The organism is Paenibacillus sp. FSL H7-0716 (assembly GCF_038002705.1).
Taxonomy (GTDB): Bacteria; Bacillota; Bacilli; order Paenibacillales; family Paenibacillaceae; genus Paenibacillus_AQ; species Paenibacillus_AQ odorifer.
On sequence record NZ_JBBODA010000010.1, the window covers coordinates 54411 to 78911 of the forward strand.

Annotated in this window: 19 protein-coding genes and 1 pseudogene; 5 read left to right on the plus strand and 15 right to left on the minus strand. The window is 43.2% G+C overall.

Annotation, left to right across the window (positions count from 1 at the left end; all coding sequences use genetic code 11):
* Window positions 1-269: 269 nt before the first annotated feature.
* Entirely contained in the window at window positions 270-1025 is a 756-nt protein-coding gene (locus MHH60_RS15155; protein ID WP_076100077.1) for a DeoR/GlpR family DNA-binding transcription regulator, read from the plus strand.
* 84 nt (window positions 1026-1109) lie between these two features.
* On the opposite strand, the gene MHH60_RS15160 is transcribed toward MHH60_RS15155, so the two are convergent.
* From MHH60_RS15160 to zwf, 3 genes are all read right to left on the minus strand, one after another.
* Entirely contained in the window at window positions 1110-1751 is a 642-nt protein-coding gene (locus MHH60_RS15160) for a class I SAM-dependent methyltransferase (protein WP_076133822.1), read from the minus strand.
* Between the two features lie 183 nt (window positions 1752-1934).
* The gene (gene gnd / locus MHH60_RS15165) at window positions 1935-2828 is read right to left on the minus strand and encodes a phosphogluconate dehydrogenase (NAD(+)-dependent, decarboxylating) (protein WP_076133823.1); all 894 of its coding nucleotides are present in this window, start codon (window positions 2826-2828) and stop codon (window positions 1935-1937) included.
* A 71-nt stretch (window positions 2829-2899) separates the two neighbouring features.
* Window positions 2900-4435 (minus strand): glucose-6-phosphate dehydrogenase, encoded by a 1536-nt coding sequence (gene zwf, locus MHH60_RS15170; protein ID WP_076133824.1) that lies wholly within the window; start codon window positions 4433-4435, stop codon window positions 2900-2902.
* Between the two features lie 1512 nt (window positions 4436-5947).
* On the opposite strand from zwf, the gene MHH60_RS15175 reads away from it, so the two are divergent.
* Window positions 5948-6835 carry a fructose bisphosphate aldolase gene (locus MHH60_RS15175; RefSeq protein WP_076133825.1) on the plus strand — a complete coding sequence of 296 codons (888 nt, stop codon included), beginning with the start codon at window positions 5948-5950 and terminating at the stop codon, window positions 6833-6835.
* Window positions 6836-7220: 385 nt separating this feature from the next.
* On the opposite strand, the gene MHH60_RS15180 is transcribed toward MHH60_RS15175, so the two are convergent.
* From MHH60_RS15180 to MHH60_RS15190, 3 genes are all read right to left on the minus strand, one after another.
* Entirely contained in the window at window positions 7221-7583 is a 363-nt protein-coding gene (locus MHH60_RS15180; RefSeq protein WP_076133826.1) for a DUF1304 domain-containing protein, read from the minus strand.
* Window positions 7584-7745: 162 nt separating this feature from the next.
* On the minus strand, window positions 7746-8579 hold the full coding sequence (locus tag MHH60_RS15185; protein WP_143766637.1) for a hypothetical protein: 834 nt from the start codon (window positions 8577-8579) through the stop codon (window positions 7746-7748).
* Window positions 8580-8671: 92 nt separating this feature from the next.
* Window positions 8672-10255, minus strand: a complete 1584-nt coding sequence (locus MHH60_RS15190) for a glycoside hydrolase family 43 protein (protein ID WP_076133828.1) — start codon at window positions 10253-10255, stop codon at window positions 8672-8674.
* Between the two features lie 121 nt (window positions 10256-10376).
* On the opposite strand from MHH60_RS15190, the gene MHH60_RS15195 reads away from it, so the two are divergent.
* Complete coding sequence (locus MHH60_RS15195) at window positions 10377-11234, plus strand: AraC family transcriptional regulator (protein ID WP_076133829.1); 858 nt, start codon at window positions 10377-10379, stop codon at window positions 11232-11234.
* Between the two features lie 7 nt (window positions 11235-11241).
* Here the strand turns inward: MHH60_RS15195 and MHH60_RS15200 are convergent, their stop codons facing one another.
* A complete protein-coding gene (locus tag MHH60_RS15200; RefSeq protein ID WP_076133830.1) occupies window positions 11242-12696 on the minus strand; it encodes a glycosyl hydrolase family 28 protein in 1455 nt (484 codons plus the stop codon).
* 212 nt (window positions 12697-12908) lie between these two features.
* Here MHH60_RS15200 and MHH60_RS15205 point away from each other — a divergent pair, with 212 nt between their 5' ends.
* Entirely contained in the window at window positions 12909-14015 is a 1107-nt protein-coding gene (locus tag MHH60_RS15205) for a glycoside hydrolase family 88 protein (protein WP_076133831.1), read from the plus strand.
* 64 nt (window positions 14016-14079) lie between these two features.
* Here the strand turns inward: MHH60_RS15205 and MHH60_RS15210 are convergent, their stop codons facing one another.
* From MHH60_RS15210 to MHH60_RS15245, 8 genes and pseudogenes are all read right to left on the minus strand, one after another.
* Window positions 14080-15141 (minus strand): glycoside hydrolase family 76 protein, encoded by a 1062-nt coding sequence (locus MHH60_RS15210; protein WP_256715065.1) that lies wholly within the window; start codon window positions 15139-15141, stop codon window positions 14080-14082.
* Between the two features lie 12 nt (window positions 15142-15153).
* Entirely contained in the window at window positions 15154-16209 is a 1056-nt protein-coding gene (locus MHH60_RS15215; protein WP_232061389.1) for a glycoside hydrolase family 76 protein, read from the minus strand.
* Between the two features lie 33 nt (window positions 16210-16242).
* The gene (locus MHH60_RS15220; protein ID WP_076133832.1) at window positions 16243-17130 is read right to left on the minus strand and encodes a carbohydrate ABC transporter permease; all 888 of its coding nucleotides are present in this window, start codon (window positions 17128-17130) and stop codon (window positions 16243-16245) included.
* Window positions 17131-17163: 33 nt separating this feature from the next.
* Window positions 17164-18051 carry a carbohydrate ABC transporter permease gene (locus MHH60_RS15225; RefSeq protein ID WP_076133833.1) on the minus strand — a complete coding sequence of 296 codons (888 nt, stop codon included), beginning with the start codon at window positions 18049-18051 and terminating at the stop codon, window positions 17164-17166.
* Between the two features lie 64 nt (window positions 18052-18115).
* Window positions 18116-19420, minus strand: a complete 1305-nt coding sequence (locus tag MHH60_RS15230; RefSeq protein WP_076133834.1) for an ABC transporter substrate-binding protein — start codon at window positions 19418-19420, stop codon at window positions 18116-18118.
* Window positions 19421-19464: 44 nt separating this feature from the next.
* Window positions 19465-20730, minus strand: a complete 1266-nt coding sequence (locus tag MHH60_RS15235) for a glycoside hydrolase family 125 protein (protein ID WP_076133835.1) — start codon at window positions 20728-20730, stop codon at window positions 19465-19467.
* Between the two features lie 245 nt (window positions 20731-20975).
* Window positions 20976-22160, minus strand: coding sequence for a GntR family transcriptional regulator (locus tag MHH60_RS15240; RefSeq protein ID WP_076133836.1), 1185 nt, complete (start codon window positions 22158-22160; stop codon window positions 20976-20978).
* A gap of 202 nt (window positions 22161-22362) precedes the next feature.
* Window positions 22363-22506, minus strand: a pseudogene (locus MHH60_RS15245) (VOC family protein); the annotation flags it as partial.
* 230 nt (window positions 22507-22736) lie between these two features.
* On the opposite strand from MHH60_RS15245, the gene MHH60_RS15250 reads away from it, so the two are divergent.
* Window positions 22737-24431 (plus strand): M3 family oligoendopeptidase, encoded by a 1695-nt coding sequence (locus MHH60_RS15250; RefSeq protein ID WP_076133837.1) that lies wholly within the window; start codon window positions 22737-22739, stop codon window positions 24429-24431.
* Window positions 24432-24501: the final 70 nt, after the last annotated feature.

Sequence of the window (24501 nt, forward strand, 5' to 3'; positions counted from 1 at the left end):
TCTCAGGCTGGCCTCTGAATCGCAACTGGGCCGGCTCTGGTATCTTTCAAATCTAATTACCACTACAGAACTTCTTTTCTCCTTCATCGTATGCCCGTAAATCTTTGTTGTCAACATTTTAAATATTATTTATGTTGTTTTTATTTGTTTTATATCCGTTTTGTGAATATTATTGGAAAACAAACATGATTCTACGTTGATTTTATTGCAAAACACAGATATTTGGAGCTATGATTAAGGAATATACAGATTTCGGAAAGGTGATCCCTATGCTTGCAGCTGAAAGACGCAAAAAAATCATAGATCTTGTTCATCAGGATAAACGAGTATTAGTCTCTGATCTAAGCCGGATGTTTGAAGTTACAGAAGAGACGATACGCAGAGACTTGGAGAAGCTGGAGAAGGATGGCATCCTAAGCCGAACCTATGGCGGGGCCATGCTGAATCGTCACACGAACGAGGATTTGCCTTTTGTTACACGCAATGCGCTGAATACAGATATCAAACGGGGAATCGCCCTTAAGGCGCTTGATTTAATCAATGATGGAGATACGTTAATGGTGGATCCTAGCTCCACAGCCTTTGAGTTTCTAAAACTGCTTGGCAATAAAAACAATTTGACCATTATCACGAACTCGATTAATATTTTGCATGAGTTCTCGAATTCAGGGATGGATATCATCTCTACCGGTGGTTCTTTACGTTACCGATCCATGTCACTCGTGGGTCCTGTAGCACATGACACCATTCAAAGATACAATGTGGACACTGCGGTTATCAGTTGTAAAGGAATAGATATGGAGCGGGGCATCACAGATTCTAATGAACCGGAGTGTGAGCTCAAGAAATATATGCTACGTCAAGCTAACAAGGTCATACTCCTGGCCGATCACACCAAATTCGATAAGACCGCCTTTACGAAGCTGATCGAGCTTGGCCAAATCGACTTTTTGATCACAGACCGCCAGCCTTCTGAGGTTTGGTTGAAGCGTTTGAACAAAGAGAATATTGAGCTTCTCTATTGATCGGGCTCAAATGCCTTCGGTGCCCAATTAAAAATGCCGTTCCCCAATGAGTAATGGGTGACGGCATTTGTTGTATAAAGATGATTATCTTTTTGTATAAACCTGAGAGTTTGGGACTACGTTGACTGTTGATTTGGGATTTTCGCGTTGCACTTGCGTTGTGGTTTTTTTCCTGCAAATATAAACTAGCGCTGGTGGGAAATTCAGCAGCACCCACTTCGTGTGGAGGATCTCAAAATGCTGGCTCAACTCTGTTTTCATCCGCGGAAAATATTCATAGGTTATAAACCACCCTCCTTCTTTTAAAGAAGAAATGATCTGTTCCATAAACCTAGTGCGGTCTGGCTTCGAGAAATTCATCAAAGACAAACTACTCACGATACAATCCAGCTTCTCCAGACTGCTGTTATGAAGCGCAAGACGCAGCCGGAGACAATCGTTGTTGCAGAAACATCCGGGGAATTCCTCTCTTAATTGCCTGCGAAAATCAGGATCTATTTCAAATAGAAGAACATTCATACCGGTCTTTTCTCCACGCGGAATAAACCTTGTGATTGCACCAGTCCCCGCACCCAACTCAGCCATAGAATGCACTTGGTTCCAAGGCACTGGATCAAGCAATGTCTGGGCCAGCCAATGTGAACTGGGAGTCACACTACCATATTGTCGGGGCGCATGCAGAAATTTATTTAGAAAATGAAGTCGCTCACGAATTCCACTTCGCATGAAATCTCCCCCTTGCTTCCTAACTTACCCTTCTACCCCTAAAATATGTAAACTGCATTAAATTCGTACTCCATCTATACTTCCCATTATCTATTCCCCTTAAAATAAAAAGCCCAAATTTCTCCGCAACATAAATTGCGGGAAATTCGAGCTTGTAAACACTCAATTCAGAGTCGGCTAATCTTATTTAGTTTCCACAGCATGTCCGCCGAATTCGTTACGCAGTGCAGCAACTACTTTGCCAGTGAATGTGTCGGTCTCAAGGGAACGGTAACGCATCAATAACGCCATTGCGATAACCGGAGTCGCCGCTTGTAGATCAAAGGCGGTTTCAAGCGTCCATCTGCCTTCACCAGACGAATGCATAATGCCCTTGATCTCATCTAGTTTAGCGTCCTTCGAGAAGGCACGTTCCACAAGTTCCATCAGCCATGAACGGATAACAGAGCCGTGATTCCACACCCGAGCTACTTCCTCAAAGTTGTAGTCAAATTCACTCTTTTCAAGAACCTCAAAACCTTCACCGATAGCAGCCATCATGCCGTATTCGATACCGTTATGCACCATTTTTAGAAAATGGCCGCTACCTGCCTTACCAGCATATAAAAAGCCGCTTTCTACAGCTGTATCACGGAAAATAGGCTCCACAATCTCCCAAGCTTCGGGATCTCCGCCAACCATGTAACAAGCGCCATTACGAGCACCTTCCATACCGCCAGAGGTACCTGCATCCATAAAGTGAATCCCGTGCTCCTTCAATTCCTCATACCGACGAATAGATTCCTTGTAGTGCGAGTTTCCCGCTTCAATAACGATATCACCTTTAGACAATTGTGGAGTGAGTTCAGCGATTACTGAATCAACGACTTGATGCGGAACCATGATCCAAATGATTCTTGGTGTTTCCAATTGCTGCACCAATTCAGGAAGCGTTACTGCTCCACTAGCGCCTTTAGCTTTCATTTCTTCTACAGCAGGTGCATTCAGATCAAAAGCAACTACCTCATGTCCATGATCCAGCAAATTTTGACCCAAATTAAAACCCATTTTTCCTAACCCAACTAATCCTACTTTCATGTAAATTCCCTCCGATTTATAGATTCTTGTGATGTATTTTAGCTAAATTGGCAAAAAAAACAGGCAGGGGCTTAAGCCCCTGGCCGTATAGATTCCTGCGCTGCTGCAACTTCTGCTTGAGCGTCGAGAAGATCTGACTCCTGATCTGCATCATCAAACCACCAGCGGTCTTCACCCAAAAGCTCCACAGCCGCATCTGGACCATAAGAACCTGAAGCATAGGTATGAAGTGGCATTAGCCCCTCTTCCATAGCTTCCTGGATTGGTGTAACCCATTGCCATGACAGCTCGACTTCTTTCCAGTGAGCGAAGAAAGTGGCATCACCACGAAGCGCATCAAAGATCAGATTTTCGTAAGCTTCTGGTACGTCTGAAGTTCCGGCTTCATAAGTAGCGAGGACAGGTTCAAGTTTCCCTTTTTGCAGCTGATCCTTCGTATTCAACTGAAGCGTAATGGCTTCATTCGGACCGATCTCGATAATGAGTAGATTTGGAACGTCATTCCCTTTATTTTTGTTATTGTTATCATTAAACGGTTCTTTAAATTCTATAACAATTCTTGTTGATTTCTCTTTCATTCTCTTGCCGGTACGGATATAGAACGGAACTTCATTCCACAATGGATCATCTATAAACAATCGCGCTGCAATAAACGTCTCATTTTGTGAGGATTGGCTAATTCCTGGTTCATCTAAGTATCCTGCAACAGATTTACCTTTAATTTCACCTTCAGCATATTGTCCGCGGACAACATATTGATTAACTTCGTCTTTACTTAGCGGAATGAGGCGCTCCATGACATATCTTTTCTTCCCACGGATCTCTTCAGGTGTACTGCCTTTTGGAAGCTGCATCGCCATCATCATGAGCAATTGCAGCATATGGTTCTGGAACATATCACGAAGTGCCCCAGCTTTATCATAATAGCCTGCCCGTTCTTCAACGCCAACAATCTCACTCGCCGTAATTTGCACATTTGCGATATATCGATTTTTCCACAGTGCTCTAAGCACAGGATTTGAATATTTTAGGACTTCCAGATTCTGAACCATCGGTTTACCCAAGAAGTGGTCAATTCGGAAAATCTCCTCTTCAGTAAATACGGCATTCAAGCTGTCATTTAACTCTCTTGCTGTTTGCAAATCTGTACCAAAAGGCTTCTCAATAATCAGACGCTTCCAGCCCTTCGTAGATCCCAGACCACTGGAGTGAATATTGGCGGCAATTTCCTTGAAAAACTCAGGACCCACCGATAAATAGAACATCCGATTCTCCGGAATGTTAAAAAATTGCTCACGACGTTTAACATGCTCCAGTAGCTTCAAATAATCCTCTGTATTACCTACATCTAGAACGCTATATTCAAAAGCTTCCAAGAAAACCTGCAACTGTGGAGATTCTACTGCCGGCTGTCTAGAAAATGTCTGCAAAGATTGCAGGACTTGCTTACGGAAAGCTTCGGTTGAAACTTCTCTTCTTCCTAATCCAATCACTGAGAGAGGACCTGAAATTTGACCATCTAAAAAGAGGTTATATAGTGCAGGATAGATTTTACGTTTTGCTAAATCTCCTGTAGCGCCAAAAAGCACAAATGTTGATGATTCCACTTTCATTCCTCCCGCTGTTATATATTATTTATTAACTTACTTTTAATTACTAGCATACTCAGTAGAATCAATCATACGACTGATATTTTTATTCGTCAACCTCATTTCGACATTTACGAAAAGTTATTATTTTCACAAAGCTTCAAATTGGTAATTATGATTAATGTCACATCAATTATCTTATTGGATTATTCGTATTAAATTACTGGGAAATAATCCACAAATAACTTAACAACCCGCTCCCAGCATGGGTTTAGGCGCTCTGACTTAACACACTCTGATTTAAAATTGTTCATACAAAGCTGTTTACAACATAAACAAAATTCCCAGTCGCCTAAATATGCTCATCCTTCCACTGTGTTTAAACTAACTTTAAGTAATGAAGTGGTTTGGTCTGGCGTGCCTTGATGAAGACTATGCGCTTTGATTCCAAGTTTGGGAATTAAGCATAAAAAGTGACTGCTTCGAGGAATATTATTTGAGAATACTTCGAAGGATTTTTCGCTGAGCACATTGGAGTGGCTTGGAGTCTGCGAAGAGAACGATTGGGGATGAGATGACGTTGCAAAGAAGCCCATTGGGGATAGGTTGAAGTTTGCTAATAGTACCATTGGGAACGAGTTGAGGTGTGCTAGGTGAACCTTGAGAAATGAAGTGAACCCTGTGGATGACTTGAAGTTTGCTAGGTGAACCCTGTGGATGTCTTGAAGTTTGCTAGGTGAACCATTGGGATTGTTCTGAAGTTTGCTAGGAGTACCCTGTGAGTGTAGTTTGCTAAGTGTGCGCTTTGGGGGATCACTTTAAAGTTCGCATCGAGCGTCTTTAGTTTCTGCTTGGAGTAACATTATGTTTACCCGCATCTCCGCTGCGGCGAGATCGGATCTTGGAGACCTTAGCCGTCGATTCGTACACGTCAGTTGAGGCTTTATGTCCACACTAACTATGGGTTCGGACTCAGGTGACATTCTACTTCGATACTTATTCGTTTGCGGAGGCTACACGTCCTCGCCATCGACGGTCCGGACTCAGGAGGCGCTATTTCACAGATTTTGGTCATTTCGCCATGCTATCGGACTCAGCTGCAGCTATTCGACCAAATCCACTCCTCTTTGGAGCAAAAACTTGGCAATAAGAGCTATGCGGTCCGATACTTCTGAATAATGCTCCAAAAACACCAAATAGCTGCGATACAGTCCGAACGATGCTGTAGTATCTTCAATCTTGGCTAGTCCGGACTCAGGTGACCTCAGACGTCGATTCGTTCTCGTATGCGGACGCTGCAAGTCCTCGCCATCGATAGTCCGGACTCAGGAGACCTTACACGTAGATACCTATTCATCCTCATAGAACAGCCGGACCCAGAAGTCCTTATATCGCAGATTCAAACCCCCTCACAATAGACTAGTTACCAGCCGAGTTTACAATACCATTTGTTTAGAGCCGCTACATTAAGTGTTATAGTTAATGAACATAAGAATTTTCATTCAGTTCACGAAAGGAAGAAGAATTTTCATGAATATGGAGCAATGGGAACGAATTCGGACGGGACAGGGATTTATAGCTGCCTTGGATCAAAGTGGTGGCAGTACACCTAAAGCGCTGTTGCAATATGGTGTTGCAGAGGACAGTTACACTAATGAAGATCAAATGTATGGGTTGGTTCACGAGATGAGAACGCGCATTATCAAGAGCCCTGCATTTGATTCTAAGCATATACTGGGTGCAATCTTATTTGAGAACACAATGGATCGTTCCATAGACGGGCAATATACTGCCGATTTTCTATGGGAGAAAAAAGGGATTGTGCCTTTCCTGAAAATTGATAAAGGGCTTGCCGACCCTGAAGACGGAGTACAACTAATGAAGCCTATTCCAGGCTTGAGTGATCTTCTGAAGCGGGCCAACGAACGTAAGATCTTTGGTACAAAAATGCGCTCGGTGATTAAAGAGGCTAACCCTGCTGGTATCAAAAAAGTGGTTGAACAGCAGTTTGAAATCGGTAAGCAAATTTTAGCAGCGGGACTCGTTCCTATTATCGAACCGGAAGTTGATATCCACAGTGCTGATAAAACAGCTTCAGAGAAGCTGCTAAAAGAAGAACTATCGGCCCAATTGTCTACGCTGGGCAAAGACGTGAAGGTCATGCTTAAGCTCTCCATCCCAACGGAGAATAATTTCTACCGCGAATTAATGGATGACCCTCATGTTTTGCGAATTGTCGCTTTGTCCGGCGGTTACACACAAGCGGAGGCCAACGATAAGCTCGCCCATAATCAAGGACTGATCGCCAGCTTCTCACGTGCGTTATCACAGGGACTAAGCGCTGTGCAGTCAGAAGAAGAGTTTAACGCGCTCCTCTCCAAATCTGTAGAAGCGATTTATGCAGCCTCTATTAAATAAGATCCTCATTTAAACCAGCACATAAAAAGAGCTGTTTCCCTGACAGGTGATCCCTGCTGGGTAGCAGCTCTTTTTTTATGATGAGAATTTACTTTTAAAGTCTAGAACTTTCAGATTAAACGCCATTCTGTCTACTCATTCAGCCCACACAAGCATGTAATGGGTTTGAAAAAGTCCCTTAAATCTTATCTAAGGACCACACCTGTACCTATAACACATTAATCAACCACTTCTCTACTGTTTTTTGGTACACCTGTTCATAATTCCTGTCCTGTTTTTAATCCAGCGCATTTCCTTACCCGATAATTTCTTGATCTTACGCAAAAAAGGCTTCCACCACGCATGTACGCGAGGTAGAAACCTAATCGATTACTTCTATGTTATCTTAAATCGAAACCACGAGGATTAATGCAATTAAAGCTGGAAGACCTTGCATAAACAAAATAGACTTTTTCACCGTCAGTCCACCATATAATGCCGCCACAATAACTGTTGCCAAGAAGAAGATTTCAATTTGATGGCCGAAATTTACATTCGGATGAACCAATCCCCAAATTAAACCTGCCGCCAAAAATCCATTGTATAACCCTTGGTTCGCTGCCAGTGTTTTAGAAGCATCCGCAACTTCCTGTGTCATTCCAAAGACTCGAAGCCCTTTTGGCTTTGACCAAGCGAACATTTCTAAATAAACAATATAGATATGTATTAACGCAACAACACCGACCATAATATTAGCTACCCATACCATCAAAATAACCACCTTCATTTAATTTGTGTACAATTTAATTGTATCACATGAAATCTAAAAAGTGTATACAAAATCCCATAAACAATTCGACACTAAAAAAAGAATAGCCATAATCTTCAAAAAAAGACTATCGCTATTCCATACGTAATGTTTTATGAAATTCTAAAATACTTTTGCAGCAATATAAACGGTTACGCTATTGTAAAAACCATAAAGAGAGCCATTGCTCCAGACGAAATTGCTAGGATCTGTAATTGCCGTATTTTGAGACGCTTGATGTCCATGTTTCTCTGACCATAAACCTGAGCTATTTTGAAGCATGAAGTGGTAATCAACGTTATCCTCAGGAATATCGACTTTACCATTGCCATTTGAGTCGATCCACCCCACTCTAAGTGCAATTCGATGTTCATCGGAATTAATCGCTGCAGTTCGGCCCGGAAGTATCCGCCAACCCGGCTTAAAGTATAAAGGATTCGTATTGCCATCTTGAACTACAAGACCAGCAGTATAATACACATTAGTAAAATAGGCAGGATCTCTGACATTCGAGACCCCGTCTCCATCACCAGGATTGATTGCTCCTGGAAATCTTAAGGCATAACCATAACAGTTAATCCCATAACTATTTTCGGCTGTATACGGCCACGCATGACCATATGCGGAAGATAGAGTGGCTTGCGGAGAATCTGGTTCAAAAGTAGGTGTTATCAGCTCCGGTGCCAGCAATTCATTATTTATAAGATTGTCATCTGCCGGAGGTACAAAGCTTGAAGACTCTTTGAGTTCTCCAACTGTAGTAACATTTCCTTGTGTGTCCACAATAATCGTATCGTCGCCCTTCCATTCTCCAACCCAAACCTTTTCCGGTCCAGAAGTCTGGACTTCTTTCAAATTACTCACGTCGACGTCGATGGGTGCGGCCATTGCAGCAGAGGACAGGGCCAGATTCAGCAAGAGCGTGCAGGTTATTGCGGCTTTATAAGTCTTTTTCAAAATCATAAACATCCCTTTCTATGTAAGATAAGTAAAAATTAACATTTTATCCTAAAATAGAATATGAAGAATGTTATGGTTTTTCCGAACCCCTATAAAGCTTTATATTCAAAATAGTCAAAATAAGCTGGCTTCGCTTGCTGATCCAAATCCTGAGCACATACCCCGACATAGGAACCGGTAAAGCCAAGCTTGCCGCCATATTCATCCGAAAGCGTACCAAAATCTAAGGGAGTACAGACAGCTGTCCAATTCACCCCGTCTGATGAAGCATAAAACAACAGATCACGTCCATGAATTTCCGCCTTTAGATAATAACGATCCCAATTCTTCACAGAGAGTTGCATAGAGGAAATCTCATCGTATTTACCACCTTTACACAGCACAACGCCCAAACTAGTTCCACGAATCTCATCAGCGGTAACACGCAAATAATAGTAATCACTGTCATCATAATAGAGGACTAATCCAGCCATTTGCTGGAAGCTATCCGGCTCGAATTCCAGACAGGTTGTCGCTGAGCATTCAAAATGTTGAATCGGCCGGGCAATTAAACTCTGATCATGCAGTGAAGCTAACGACTCTCTGCCGCGCAGACGAAGAAAACCCGGACGTTCCTTCAAGCTAACCCAAGATTCATCAAAGGGCACACGCAAGCTTTGGTATGGAAATCCAAGAACCTCTCCATCAAATTCATCTCTGTTTGGCAGCTCCTCAAAAGTGAATATCGGCAGTTCAGGAGCCACGGTCTCCAATGCAGGTAGCTTCCCTCCGTGGGCCAATCGCAACCAGCCATCCTCTGTCCATTCACAGCGTTGAATAGCAGTTTCCCGGCCTAACGGATTCATCGTTAACGTTCCCGGAATCGGACGTGTGCATAAATGCGCCATGTACCAGTCCCCATTCTGAGTCTCTACGAGCGATCCGTGCCCTGCTTGCTGAAACGGGTAGGTCAGATCATGTGCCGTGGTCATAATCGGGAAATCCGGATCAGTCTCATAAGGACCTGTGAGGCTTCGGCTTCTAGCTAAAGTAACCATATGGTTGATGCCAGTGCCCCCTTCAGCTGTCAGTAAGTAATAGTACCCATCCTTCTGGTACAATTGCGGACCTTCGGTCACTCCGATAGGTGTCCCTTTATAAATTTCATGAATAGGTCCCGTTAATTTGCCAGTCTCCGGATCATATTGCTGCATAATGATGCCAGAGAAGTTATTGTGATTTTTACGGAAATCCCAACGCATATTAAGCAGCCATTTGGTCCCGTCCAGATCATGGAATAAAAATGGATCAAATCCGCTGCCATTAAGTCTAATCGGCTCACTCCACGGGCCCATGATATCCGTCGCTATAATTAAATAATTATGCAGATCTTTATATACACTTTTGCGAGATTTCACATCTGTAAATAGCAGATAAAATACGCCTTGATCATAAGAAAGCGCTGGTGCCCAAATGGAACCAGAGCTTAAGTTACCACGCAGATCTATTTGTGAGGCTTCAGTCAGAACACGTGAAATGGAATGCCAATGAACTAGATCCTTGGAATGATGGATTTCTACACCTGGAAACCATTCAAAAGTAGATGTTGCGATATAATAATCATCCCCTACTCTAATAAAAGACGGATCTGGATGAAAACCTGCCAACACCGGATTAACAATTTTTCGCGTCATAATGTTACCCTCCACTACCGGATTTTTCATAGTTTAACGTATTTATTGTATCGCTTTCATAACGATTAAAGTTATAATGGAATATAAGAAAATGTTTGTATTTTGTCATCTTGGAGGGCCTATGAAGCAGCTGTTCGAACCTGTTGTTTTTGAAGAACATAAGACCTTGATTTGGGATTATAAAATATATACCGACGACTATTACAAAGGTTATTATCACTGGCATCAATGCTGTGAAGTCATGTTCGTGTATGGCGGACAGGGAAACGTTGTTGTGAATCAGCAGATGTACGATATTCGCAGGGGAATGTTATTCTTTTTCCAGCCCTATCAGCTGCACCGGATCTATTCTGAGGTTTCTCCCGAGTGTCCTTTTGAACGAACCATCTTCTACATTGATCCACATGTTGCTGAGCACCTGCTGGAGGGTTTTGCGAAAAGAAAGGCTTTATTCACAGCGCTTTGGCAAGGGAAAAATACACATTGTGCCTTTGATCTTAAGGATCACGTTGAGTCTGCGGAGTGGATTCTGGAGCAATATAACCACAATAAAAAAGTCAGTCTGACTGAGGATACCGAAGACATTTCACTGTTAATTCTTCAATTATTGAGCAGTATAGGAACTGAAGATCAGCATGTATTCCAATCCGGAGAACGGCGAACCTTGCGCTATTCTGAGAAAATCATGAGTTTTATCGAAGAGCATTATCATGAGGAGGTTAATCTGGATCAGTTAGCTGAGGAGATTCATCTGTCCAAATCCTATATCTCCAGAATCTTTCATCAGGAAACCGGAGGAAGGCTTGTTGATTATCTGACTGCCCGCCGGATCAAACAGGCCTGCCGCTTGTTAGGAACGACAGACCTGCCTGTGGAGCAAATCGGAATCACAGTTGGTTTTCCAAATGCCTCTTATTTCAATCAACTGTTCAAAAGAGTCTTAGGGACGACGCCGTTAAAATATAGAAAAAGTAATTAGATCTAATCTACACAACCGTATTTTTTTCAGTAACGAAGAGTATATTCTCAGCAAAATGATTAATATCTATCAGCTCTGGGCGGGGGGCGTCCATCAGTTCACCATTGATCCTTAAATTGACAAAGGTCACATTTGAAACAGCTCTCTCTTCGTCATATCCATAAATTCGTGAAGGGTTGGCCGTCCCGCTATAGCTGATGTCGCGAAATGTAATGTCCCGGATACTTGTCCCCGGCTCTGGATTGTAGTCCTTGTTATAGACCACCCGCACATCAATTAGCTGCCCCTGCTCAATACGCTCCACACGTATATTCTCATAAAGAACATTACATACCTTATTTCGATCCCCGGCATTAATCGCCAGTGCCCCCCAATAGTTCTCTTGCGGTTCGTGATGATTCAAGATATCAAGATTTGCAAAAACAATAGACTCGATGGTGTCCCCGTTCCGTTCATGGTCCCCATGTGTACCAATCATTAATGGATGAGCGACATCCGCCCACAAAATGGAATCACGAACGCTAATATTGCGGGTATCTCCATAAAAATCCCATCTCGAGCCATAGATAGCAATACAATCATCCGAATTACGCATAAAAACATCCCGGATTCTAACCTCGGAACTAGACATAATATCAATGCCATCAGACCACCCCCGAGTGCTAAACGATTTGAAATTATCAATCACAATCTGCTCAGACTGCCCGATGAAAATGCTGTAATGTGGCGGATCAATCACGGTAATACCTTCCACATTTATAGATCGTGAAAAAACAATTCGTATCCCTCGAAAGGCCGAGAATCGATGAAAATCCGCAAGATAAATTATACCGCGACCACGAATGGATACATCATGAACTCCCTCGCATACCAAGGAACCTACAAGCACTGAACCTCCGGCAAGATACACCGTGGTTTTCGAAGGGACCGGCAATACTGTTTCTTCTATATAATGTGTGCCCGGAGCGAAATAAAGCACCTTCCTCTTTTCACGAGGATCAGCAGCGGCATTATCCAGCAGACGTAAAAGATCAGGTTTCCGGTGTATACCCGGTTGGACTACTAAGACATTAGCATCCTCTGGTTGAGGGGCATCCTTCTCCTTAGGGTTAGCAAATAAATGCAGATTCCGAAAAATATCACCGTTGATCTCAATCGATAACTTTTGCGGACCCGTTAGCTTAAACAAAAGGGTATTTCCATGATGTTCGTAAGTGATCCCACGCGAAGCCGGAGCAATGTTCACACAATCAATCTCCGTATAAAGACAGGTGACTTCAACTTCTACTGTACCTTCCAGATCAAAATAAGCCATGGATGCAGGACGTACCTCATGCATATCTACCTTAACCTCGTAAATAAACAAGCTCTGCCATTCTCCTTCAGGCTGCCGTACTCTGACCTTATAATCCTCACGTCCCGGGATATCTTTAGGTGCTTTATATACTTGTAAGTCATCCACTTTACCATCCTCCTGTTCATGTAGATTGTATCGCTTCCAACTCCGATAAAGTTTTAATGTGTTATGCAGAAATGTTTGTATTTTGTCAGTTATAAATTAAAAGCCAACTTCAACATGACAATAATTAAACATTTCCTTATATCAAAACACAACTTTCCTGAGCTTTAGAAAGCTATACTCATAACATTCTAAATACACTGGAGGCAGTAAAAATGACAAACCCTTATTGGCAAGAGATCATGGGTAGACTCGATACAAAAGTAGAACGTATGATAGAGCAGATCGGTGATAAGTGCCCGCATTTCGCCGGAAAAGATGGCAAATTTGATGATATCGGTTCAGATTGGTGGACTACAGGGTTCTGGCCTGGACTCCTCTGGATCATGCATGATATGACCGGAAAAGATCTATACAAGGAGGCCGCTTGGCATTGGGACGGTACCTTGGAGGAATGGTTTATTAAACCAACAGTTGAGATGCATCACGATGTGGGATTCCAATTCCTACCGACAGCTGTAATCAAACATACAATTACAGGTGACGAAGATGCCCTGCGCAGAGGAATTGAAGCAGCGAACTTCCTCGCTGCCCGCTATAATCCTGTAGGCAAATTCATCCGCGCATGGAATGAAGATAAATACGGCTGGGTAATTATCGACTGTATGTTAAATATCTCCCTGCTGTTCTGGGCCAGCAAAGTGACAGGTGATCCCCGCTATAAGCATATTGCAATTAGCCACGCCGAGACGACGATGCAATATGGCATACGTGAGGATGGATCCACCAAACATATTATTTCTTTTGACGCAGAGACAGGTGCTTATCTTGAGAATTTTGGTGGCCAAGGATATTCGGCTGAATCCTCTTGGAGCCGAGGAACGGCTTGGGGACTGTACGGCTTCATCAATACTTATCGCCACACTGGAGATGAACGTTTCCTGAACACTGCTAAACGGATCGCACATCATTTCATCTCTGCTTTGCCTGAGGATCAAGTCCCTTATTGGGATTTCCGCCTAGAGGATGATACCCGAATGTTCCGAGATAGCTCCGCAGCCTCTATAGCCGCTTCAGGATTATTAGAGCTTGCAGATATCGTACCCTTAGGCGAAAAAAGTCTATATGCAAATGCAGCGGAGCGAATTCTGCGCTCACTGACGGAAAATTACGCAACCTGGGAGCTGCCGGAGCATGAAGCGATTTTATTGCACGGAACTGGCAGTGGCAATTCCTTCATTGATGTATCCCTGATCTATGGAGACTACTATTATATTGAGGCTATCGCTAAATTAAATGGCTGGAAACATCGGATTTTCTAATTGCAGATAGTTAATTTAAACAACAAAAAGACACCTCTCTTGAGGTGTCTTTATATATTTCAGGCTATTCGTTCACCAGTGCCGCAGCACCCTCCAGTAGCATCAAGCCGCTGAGTTGAATACTCAGCTGAACCGGAAGCTCCGGTTTCACTTCCCACGATGAACTGCACAGTCCCAGTTGTTTATCCAGACCTTTTTCCCACAACTGTATTGCATTGGCCATGATAACTTCACGAATCCTGCTAACCTCAGGAACCTCTTTACAGAGCTGAACCAAATAACGAATCAGAATGCCCTTAAACAATCCAGTATCATCAACACCTTCATCAGGTAACATCAGATTAATTGGATCGCATAACCGATCAATACATGTATTAGCCGTTCGATTCGCATCTTCTAAGTAATGAACATCACCCGTATTCTTGTAAAGCTCTAGGCCAGCGCCTAGAAACACTCCCTGACAGTAAGTAAACTCCCAATCGTAATCGATTTGGCCATCCCCGAGTCTATTCATCCCATCCCACACAAAACCAGTCGTAGAATCCATCAAATATGTTTTGTTCCATTCATAGATACGGAGCGCCCACTCCAAATCCTCTTGCTTATGAAAAAGTTCATATAACCGGGCTGCAAGGATGACGGCAGGTGCATTGGCAGGTGTGTTTTTATAATCGAGCTGATCCTTCTTCCACGCCAGACCTCCACCCAACTGTTCATTCCAAGCCGTCTTAATATCCTCCCATAGATCAAGCACAGCATTTAAATAGACTTCATGTCCTGTAACCCGATAAGCACGCAGCAACGCCAATGCTGTCCATTCCATATCATCATAGTAATTATGCCTGAAAGTCTCCCCGTTATAAGCTTGCAGACTCTGACTTAGCTCCTTAATTCTCAAGGAATACACAGGATCTCCACTACGCTCATTACCATCTACTAAAATATCAATGACATGAGCCTGCCACCAATAATAAAAGTTTTCCCCCGCAACGTTGTACTCTCTGGGATACCATTGGTTCATGATCCCCGTCTCAGCATTATAATAATTACGTAGTAGACATTGTTGGAACCACTCGGACTTTTCCCGCCAACTGACTGCTTCTATGGCTTCCTTTGCTTGTGTCATTAAGAACTCACCTCAACCCTGTTCCTTAGTTAATTCAGCCATCTTCTCCAGCAGCTTGATCGCACTAAGCTGGGAGCTGAGCTGAATTACACCAGCAGAGGACGAAGTCCAATCTGTGCCAAACAACACTGTGTCCTCTGACTTTCCTTGTTCCCAGAGACATTCTGCATTCGCACGTAGGAAATCAACAGCATCAACTGCTGCAGAATCAGCTTTGACCCATTCAGCTGTATAGCGAATCAGGATCCCTTTAAACAGTCCCGCATCACCATTCCCTTCATCTGGCAGCACACCTCCCTGAGAGTCAGCAAGTTCATGGGCTGCGGCGGCAAAGGTTAGGTGAGCATCCTCTAAATATTCCTGCTCTTTAGTGATACGGTACAGTTCAACTGCTGCGCCAATGAAAATACCTTGGTTGTAGGAGTATTTCCAATCTTTATCGATCTTTCCATCACCAGTGCGATTCATGCCATCCCATACAAAACCCGTTGCCGGATCTACTAGATGCTCTTTTTGCCATCTGTATATTTTTAACGCCCATTCAAGATTGCTGGCTTCACCAAAAGCTTGATACAAGCGTGCCGCAAGTATAGCTGCCGGTGCGTTGGCTGGTGTATTTTTATAATCCAACTGTGACTTCTGCCAAGCAATCCCACCGCCCATATGCTCGTTCCAGCCTGTCTGAATGTCATTCCATAAAAGAAGGGCTGTATCTTTATAACCTTCCACTCCTGTTGCATGATAAGCACGAAGCCACGCGAGAGCCATCCATTCCATATCATCATACAACTCGTTTGGCCATACTCCACCATTTCGCTGAAGCAGACCTTCATGAAGTGCGGAAAGCCTTTCGGCATACCAGTTCTCTCTAGTCCGCTGTAGTCCATCTACCAATACATCCACAGCATGAGCCATCCACCAATAATGAAAAATCGTGTTGCATTCTCCATTTGGACAAGGTGTTTCTATATTGTACATTTTGATCGCTTCATTCCAGAATAATGAATCCAATGCAGCTTGTGCTTGATTCGCCCGTTCCTCCCAAATCCCTGTCTCCAATTGGTTCATATAGACTCTCTCCCTGGTTCGATTTTTATTGCATTAACCCTTAATACCACTGAAGGCTATCCCCTGTACAAAATAACGCTGAAGCGCTAAAAACAACACCAATATCGGCAAGATTGCTACCAGCGCTCCAGCCATCATTGGACCGTAGTCTGTTTGAAAATTATACGAGAAAGCTTGAAGTCCCATCTGAATCGTTGCTTTGTCGGGATCATTCAGCACAATCATTGGCCATAAGAAACTGTTCCAGCCCGCTTGGAAGGTAAAGATACTTAAAGTAGCCAGCGCCGGTTTAGTCAGCGGCAAATATATCCGCCAAAATATTTTAAACTCTCCACAGCCTTCAATCCGGGCCATTTCCATCATGTCACTAGGTAAGGTGAGAAAGAATTGCCGCATAAAGAACACAGCAAAGGTTCCAGAAGCGCCCGGAAGAATAATCCCCCAAAATGAGTTCATCAGCCCGTTACCCCCGCTACCAAAAATATCATTGCCTCCAAAAAGAGGAATATGGCGCATGACATAAACCGTGGGGATCATCGTCACAATGCCTGGTATCATCATCGCCGCAAGCAGCACGCGGAATATTGGCTTATTGAGCTTAAAATTCAGCTTTGCGAACGCGTATCCACTGATGGAACCAAAGAACAGATTCGCCAGTACACCCGCTACTGCAAGTACAAGCGAATTCCAGAAATAGAGCGCAAACGGAACCGTAGTAAATGCCTTACGATAGTGTTCTAAGGTCAAATGTGAAGGAAACCAACGGATGGGCATGGCGAATATCTCTTCGTCAGGCTTCAAGGATGTAAGAACACTCCAATAAAAAGGTAGAAACATTACGATGGCAATAACAATGCACACTATATAATAGATAGATTTACTTAAGCTTCTTTTTAATAACGAACTTTCGCTAGTATCCATACCTCTATCCCCCTTCTGCATGGCAAGCCCGGCTTATACAATGGACTCCTCCGCCTTTGTGATCCGCATGTTTATAAGTGAGAATATGAGAATCGCCACAGCAAGCACAAATGCTTGTGCAGACGCATACCCCATTTGCAATTGATTAAAGCCCTGCTGATAGATCAGATAAACTGGAGTCTTTGTCATATTCGCCGGACCCCCCTGCGTCAGCACAAAAGCTTGGTCGAACAACTGCAACGCACCAATGATTGACATCGTACTGACAAGAAAGGTCGTTGGTCGCAGCTGCGGCCAAGTAATAAACCGGAAACAAGCCAGCTTATTAGCACCGTCCAGCCGTGCAGATTCATACAAATAGTCAGGCACGCCTTGCAGACCTGCCAAGTAGATAATCATATTAGAACCTACCGATTGCCAGAGGGTAAGCATAATAATGGACAACATCGCCGTTCGTGTCTCGGATAACCAAGCTGGACCCGTAATCCCAATATAGGACAACAACCCGTTAACCAAACCAAATTCAGGATGTAAAAGCCAGATCCATACCGTAGCTGCAGCAACAGCGGATGTAAGGGTAGGCAGATAATTCAATGTGCGGAACAACTTTACCCCACGCCAGGATCGACTAAGCAGAATCCCGAGGAGAAGCGAGATCAGAATATTAAGTGGAACGAAAATGATGGAATACAGAAATACATTTCGGAATGTTTTCCATAACAAACTGTCCTCTATCAAACGGCGATAGTTATCAAAACCGATCCAATCGTTTCTACTAAGTACGTCGTAGTTGGTAAAGCTTAAATATAGCGCCATTACCACGGGGATGACCGTGAATACTGTAAACAGCAATACCGTGGGTGTAATAAACAGATAAGCCGTCCGCGCCTGATGTTTCTCTAGCTTTCTGATGGAAGCCATTTCAGCTACCCCCTCCTAAGCAAAAGGGAGGCGAAACCTCCCTTCACTTCAATTGTCTTACTTATTACTTCACTACTTCATTATCCTTCAGCATTTTGTCGCCCTCTTCTTGCGATTTCTTCAAGGTCTCATCAATGCTCATCTTGTTTTGCTGGTTAAGCTGCAAATTAGGGGCCAAAGCATCAGTCTCCATTACGGAATATCCAGGGTGGTTCGGACGAACCTTGGCGAAATCCAACGTTTCCAGAAACGGCTGCCACTTTGGATCATCCTTGAAAAATGGATCTTCCATCGATGGCTTATAACCCGGCAGGTTTAGACTCGTCTTTGCCCAGAGCAACGCGTTATCCTTGTTCGCTGTCCACCATTTGATGAACTCCCATGCCTCTTCCTTATGTTTGGAGCCTTCTGGAATCACTAGCCCAAATCCCCCCATGACACTGCCTTTATCACCATTTGGTCCGGCCGGAGGAGGAACGATTCCATAATCCAGATCTTTACCATATTTGTTATAGGTGCTGAGCATCCATGGACCGGAATACAGCATAGCCACTTTACCTGTGACAAAAGCATCTTGCCCTTCACCAAGTCCAAGTTCGAACCCTACTTTATACACTTTGTCCTTGTTCATTAGGCGATCCCAGAACTCAAGCACTTGCTTGCCCTGCTCATTATTAAAATTGGTCTTTCCATCCTCTGTAAGCATGGTGCCGCCAGCCTGTTGGAGATACATATTAAAAAGTCCCAAATCTCCCATGGAAAAACCTGCAGTCTCCAGTTTATTGCCATTCCATTTCGTTAGCTTCGTAGCCGCTGCCTCTAGCTCATCCCAAGTTGTTGGAGGCTGAAGTCCTGCCTCTGCGAGCAGCTTCTTATTATAGAAAAGAGCACGTGCATCTACTGTAAGCGGCAGCCCATATAATTTGTCATCGTATGAAAGCTCCCGTAGGGATTCACTGTAGAAATCATCTTCGGAAATGCCGTCACGCGTTAAGTATTCATCCACCGGATGCAGTACATTTTTCGGGGCATACAGCGAAGTTCTCCAACGGTCCCAAAACAGTACATCAGGAGTGCCGCCATTGGTCGCAGAAGTTAGGAATTTCGTGATCATATCCTGTTGCAGCACATATTTTACGTGAATTTTATCCTGCGATTTATTAAAAGCATCCACCATGGTCTCGAATTGCTTCTGCCCCTCACCGCCCCAATCTCCCCAGAACGTAAGCTCTGTCTTTTTCCCGGTACTGCTCCCAGCTTTGCTTGTGTTTCCGGTCTCTTTGTCCGCAGATCCGTTATTACCACCGCAGCCCGCAGCAAGAGCAGTAGTCATTACCAAAACAATTGAGGTAACCAGCCATTTTTTCATGTTCTCTATCCCCTTTAGAGTCGATTATAAAAACCTTGTTGGTCTCAACCGCGCTTAATTTGCCTACCACAGCGCATGAGTACAAGCTCACAGAACATCATGTTTGCCCAAGAGAACCATGGACGTGTAAATTCATCAGGATTATCCACATGAAACCCTTCATGCATAAATCCAGTTCCAGCATCCGTCTTCTCCAGCAGCTGAAGTAAGGCTTCCTGTTCCTCAAAGCGGGTAGATGTCATTCCCTGCATCGCTAAAGCTATGGGCCAGATGTACCGATTTGGCGTATGCGGACTTCCAATGCCAGCAGCCGCTTTTCCTGCGAAAAAATAGGGATTAGTGCTACTTAAAATAAGTTCACGGGTATTATTATAGATAGGATCATCAGCAGTCACATAACCCAAATAAGGGATGGAGAGAAGACTCGGTACATTTGCATCATCCATAATATTCACCTGTCCCAGACCATCTACTTCATAGGCATAGACCGTCCCAAACTCTGGATGTTCTACAATTCCATACTCACTTATTCCCTTATTGAGCTGGTCAGATAGTTTTCTAGCTTTCTTTTCCAGCTCCTGATCACCTAAAATCTCACTGGCAATTTCACACACATATCGTAAAACAACCACCGCGAACATATTGGCTGGAACCAAATACCCATATTCACAGGCATCGTCACTAGGACGAAATCCAGACCAAGTCATTCCGGTATAAGCCGTCAACGTCCCTTTGCCTTCTCGAGCTAACGTATCCGTGGGCGGACAGTTCATCCGTTGAAAAAGATATTTTGAATCGCGCTCATGGTTCTGTTCGGTAGTCCATAATGTTATGATTCTTTCTACGCCTGTTACAAACGACTCATTAAACTGACTAGTACGGCCCGAATTCTTCCAGAGCAGATAACTCAGTTGGATTGGATAACATAACGAATCAATTTCATATTTTCTTTCCCAGACTCCCGGGCTCATCTCCGTCAGATCCTCTTGGTGGCCATGCCCACTTTCTTCTTCATTGAATGCGTTAGCATATGGATCAAGCTGGATGTAAGTAAATTGTCTACGTACAAGTCCCTCAATCATGTCTGCGATTTCTTCATCTTCGGAGGCAAGGATTAGGAAAGGTCTGACCTGTGCGGCGGAATCCCGTAGCCACATCGCTGGAATATCTCCGGTAATAACAAAAGTGCTTCCGTTTGGCATTCGTTTTAAGGTTGTGTTCCAGGTGTTAGCCATACATTTCTCGAACATTTCGGCTAATTCCGGGCGATCACTCAGCTGTGCTTTTACGCTAGATGCCAGTTTATGCATCGACTCGGGTATTTCTCTAGTTGCTTTCAGTTATAATACCCCCTTTTTCTTTTTAACTTTGAAGCGCTTTCATTGATTAGTATATTGTCATGTAATTAGTATGTCAATATGTTTATTTTATTATAATAATATATCAACACATCTGTAATGATAAATATATATCTAAAACAAATAAAAAACCCATCCAAAAGGATAGGTTTTTATAACAACTAATATATGTTTAATTTGGAGAATAAGCCAAAAATCTATTCAGAGATGGATTGTTTAGCGGAGCTTGTGGATTCACCAGAAATCAACTCAGCTTCCAGCATTATCTTATTGGACACACTCTGCCCGTTCATAATTCGCAATACATTTTCTACTGCGAGCCGCCCCATCTCTTCTTCATTTTGCCGTAAATGGGTAAATGCATAACCCGAACCGAGTGGAGTTGGCGGACTATCAAAGCAAATGATCGAAATATCTTCTGGAATCCATAACCCAAGTCGTTGGACCGCTGTTCTAGCCAGCAGCGCTATATTATATTCCACAGCAAAAAGCGCCGTTATTGTTGGATTCTTTTGCAAATGAGAAATTAGCCGTGAAATGTCATGTTCAATATTCTCATCGTTGAAGGAATCCGGTAGTGTTGAGGTCAAATCGCTGACCCACAATCCCTTGTCTACAGCTATTCCCCGTTCCGCATGCGCTTGAATAAATCCTTCTACCCGCTCTTCAAGAGCTGTGGTATCCGCTGGAGGTGGAGAGAGAAAGGAGATGTGAGTATGCCCGAGATCAAATAAATACTCCGTACCCTTGAGTGCAGCCTGCATATTATCAGTACTGATCGATGCTGCTGCCACTCCTTTTAAATGGCGATCTACCAGAACTAGCGGGAAGCGCCCTATCACCAATTTTAGAATCTCAGCATTAAAAAATTCGCCTTGAGCCGGAAAAATGATCAGACCATCTACACCTAAGCTGAGCAACTTCTGAATAGACTTCTCTTCGTTCTCCGGGACCCCAAAGGTTCTTCTTAAAACCAGAAAACAATCATTATCACGTGAAGCCTGCTCCATGCCATAAATCAAGCCTGTGCCATAGCTGTTGCCAAAGTCGGTAATAACCAGACCGATCGTCTTTTCCTCATGGTTAAAGGAATTGAAAACAGTTCCGTCGGAGACCGTCCCCGGAGATATCGCTGATTCCATGTAATCGACTGCTGGATCAGCCACAAATGAACCTCTCCCCGGTTTTCTCACAATTAATTGTTCCGCAGCGAGCATTTCCAGAGCTTTTTTACTCGTAATCCGACTAACATTATAGGCTTCAGCCAGTTCTTTCTCTGAGGGAACCCGTTCCCCTTGTCCATAGGATTTATTAACGATAAGCTGCTTCACTTCATCAAATATTTTTTCATACATCGGTTTGGATGATGTTGTCTCACTCATGACTTTCGTTATCTCCTGACTCTAATTTTTTCACCTTATACATAATAATATATCATGATATATTAAGTTTGTCGACAGTTGTGCTGCTACAGCAAAAAAAGAGGGAGGAAGGGTGTAAAGTGGAAAAATACAAAACTTCGTATATAAACAGAGATAACCCGTATTCAGCGAATGCGGGTTAAATAAAGGCTAGGTAATCGATAAGCTGTTGAAAGGCAACTGCTCCATGTTCAAATTCGTTCCCAATGATCCCTTTGGTCGGGAATCCTAATCCATCCCTGTAAAAAATCAAAGCCCTCTCCAGATCGTCCACACCTAGTGTTATTACTGTAATCCGGGGTTTCATCTATATCGAGCCTCCTATTTTCGCTTCATTACATTGTACGGATGCGCTCATAAATTGCATTTCTACTATATTCTTAGATAATATCAAACCGTATTTCATCTAACAAGTTTTTACACTTTTGTCCATTTGTTCTTTTTTTATTCAAAAACAGCTAACACAGGTCTATCGTAAATTGCTGTTCAGAATATATAATAGAGACTATCTGGTATAGAAAGGAAGTTGAATAGTTAATGAAATTTAATGATTATCGCTATGAGCGCCCGGATGTAGAGAAGTTCAAACAGGATTTTAACAACCTGCTTAAAGATCTCAATGACACCGAGCCATTAGAAGTGCAAAAGGCTTCCGTTACCGCTATTAACAAGCTTCGCAATGAGTTTGACACGCTGCAGACATTGGTTAGCGTTCGCCATTCGATCAATACAACAGATGAATTCTACAAGGCTGAACAGGAATTCATGGACGAAATTGGGCCTATCGTTCAGGAATACATAACGGACTATTACAAAGCACTCGTCAATTCCAAATACAGAGCCGAATTCGAACAAGAATGGGGCACACAGCTGCTTCAGCTTGCAGAAGTAGCTCTGCGTACTTTTAGTCCAGAAATCATCGAAGATTTACAATTGGAGAACAAACTCTCTACAGAATACGCTCAGCTTATCGCGTCCGCTAAGATTCCATTCGAAGGCGAAGAACGCACACTGACTCAGCTTACTCCTTTTGAATTGTCCACGGACCGTGATATGCGTAAACGTGCTTCACAAGCCAGATATGATTTTATGTCTGAACATGAGAGTGACTTTGATCGAATCTATGACGAGCTAGTTAAAGTCCGTGACCGCATTGCTAAAAAGCTTGGTTACAGCAACTTTGTGGAGCTAGGTTATGACCGGATGATGCGGACCGATTATAACGCCGACATGGTAGCCAACTTCCGCAAACAAGTTCTGGAGCATATCGTACCCGTCTCCCAACAGCTTAAGAAACGGCAGACTGAACGCCTAGGTCTGGATGCTTTGAAGTTTTATGACGAGAACTTCAGCTTCAAGACTGGCAATGCCACTCCTAAAGGAGATCCTGACTGGATTGTAGCTAACGGATCAAAGATGTACAAAGAGCTCTCTCCAGAAACTGATGAATTTTTTACTTTTATGTTGGATAACAATCTAGTGGATTTAGTAAGTAAAAAAGGAAAGCAAGGCGGCGGCTATTGTACGTACTTCAGCCAATACCAAGCACCTTTTATCTTCTCCAATTTCAACGGAACCTCAGGGGATATTGATGTCTTGACCCATGAAGTGGGGCATGCCTTCCAGGTGTATGAAAGCCGAAATATTAATGTACCTGAATATGCTTTTCCTACTTATGAAGCCTGTGAGATCCATTCCATGAGCATGGAGTTTTTTGCTTGGCCATGGATGGAATTGTTCTTTGAAGAGGATGCAGACAAATACCGTTTCAATCATTTGGCAGATAGCCTTCAGTTTATTCCTTACGGAGTTACTGTAGATGAATTCCAGCATTTTGTTTACAGCAATCCTGAAGCAACCCCTGCTGAACGTAAGCAAGCATGGCGAGAAATCGAGAAAAAATATTTGCCGCACCGCAATTATGAAGGTAATGCTTATCTGGAACAGGGTGGATTTTGGCATAAGCAAGGCCATATCTTCGCTTCCCCGTTCTATTACATTGACTATACACTAGCACAGCTATGTGCCTTCCAGTTCTGGAAACGCTCAAATGAAGATTTTAAATCCGCTTGGAGTGATTATTTGGAGTTATGTCAAGCTGGAGGAAGCAAATCCTTTATCAAGCTGGTTGAACTTGCGGGCCTGACTTCACCTTTTGAAGATGGCTGCATTAGTTCGGTCATCGGGGAGATTGAAAGCTGGTTAAACAGCATTCATGATAAAGAACTTTAATAATACCTTGCAGTACCGATAAAAAAGCAATCCCTGCTTCTTAGCAGGGATTGCTTTTTTTGCACATCGA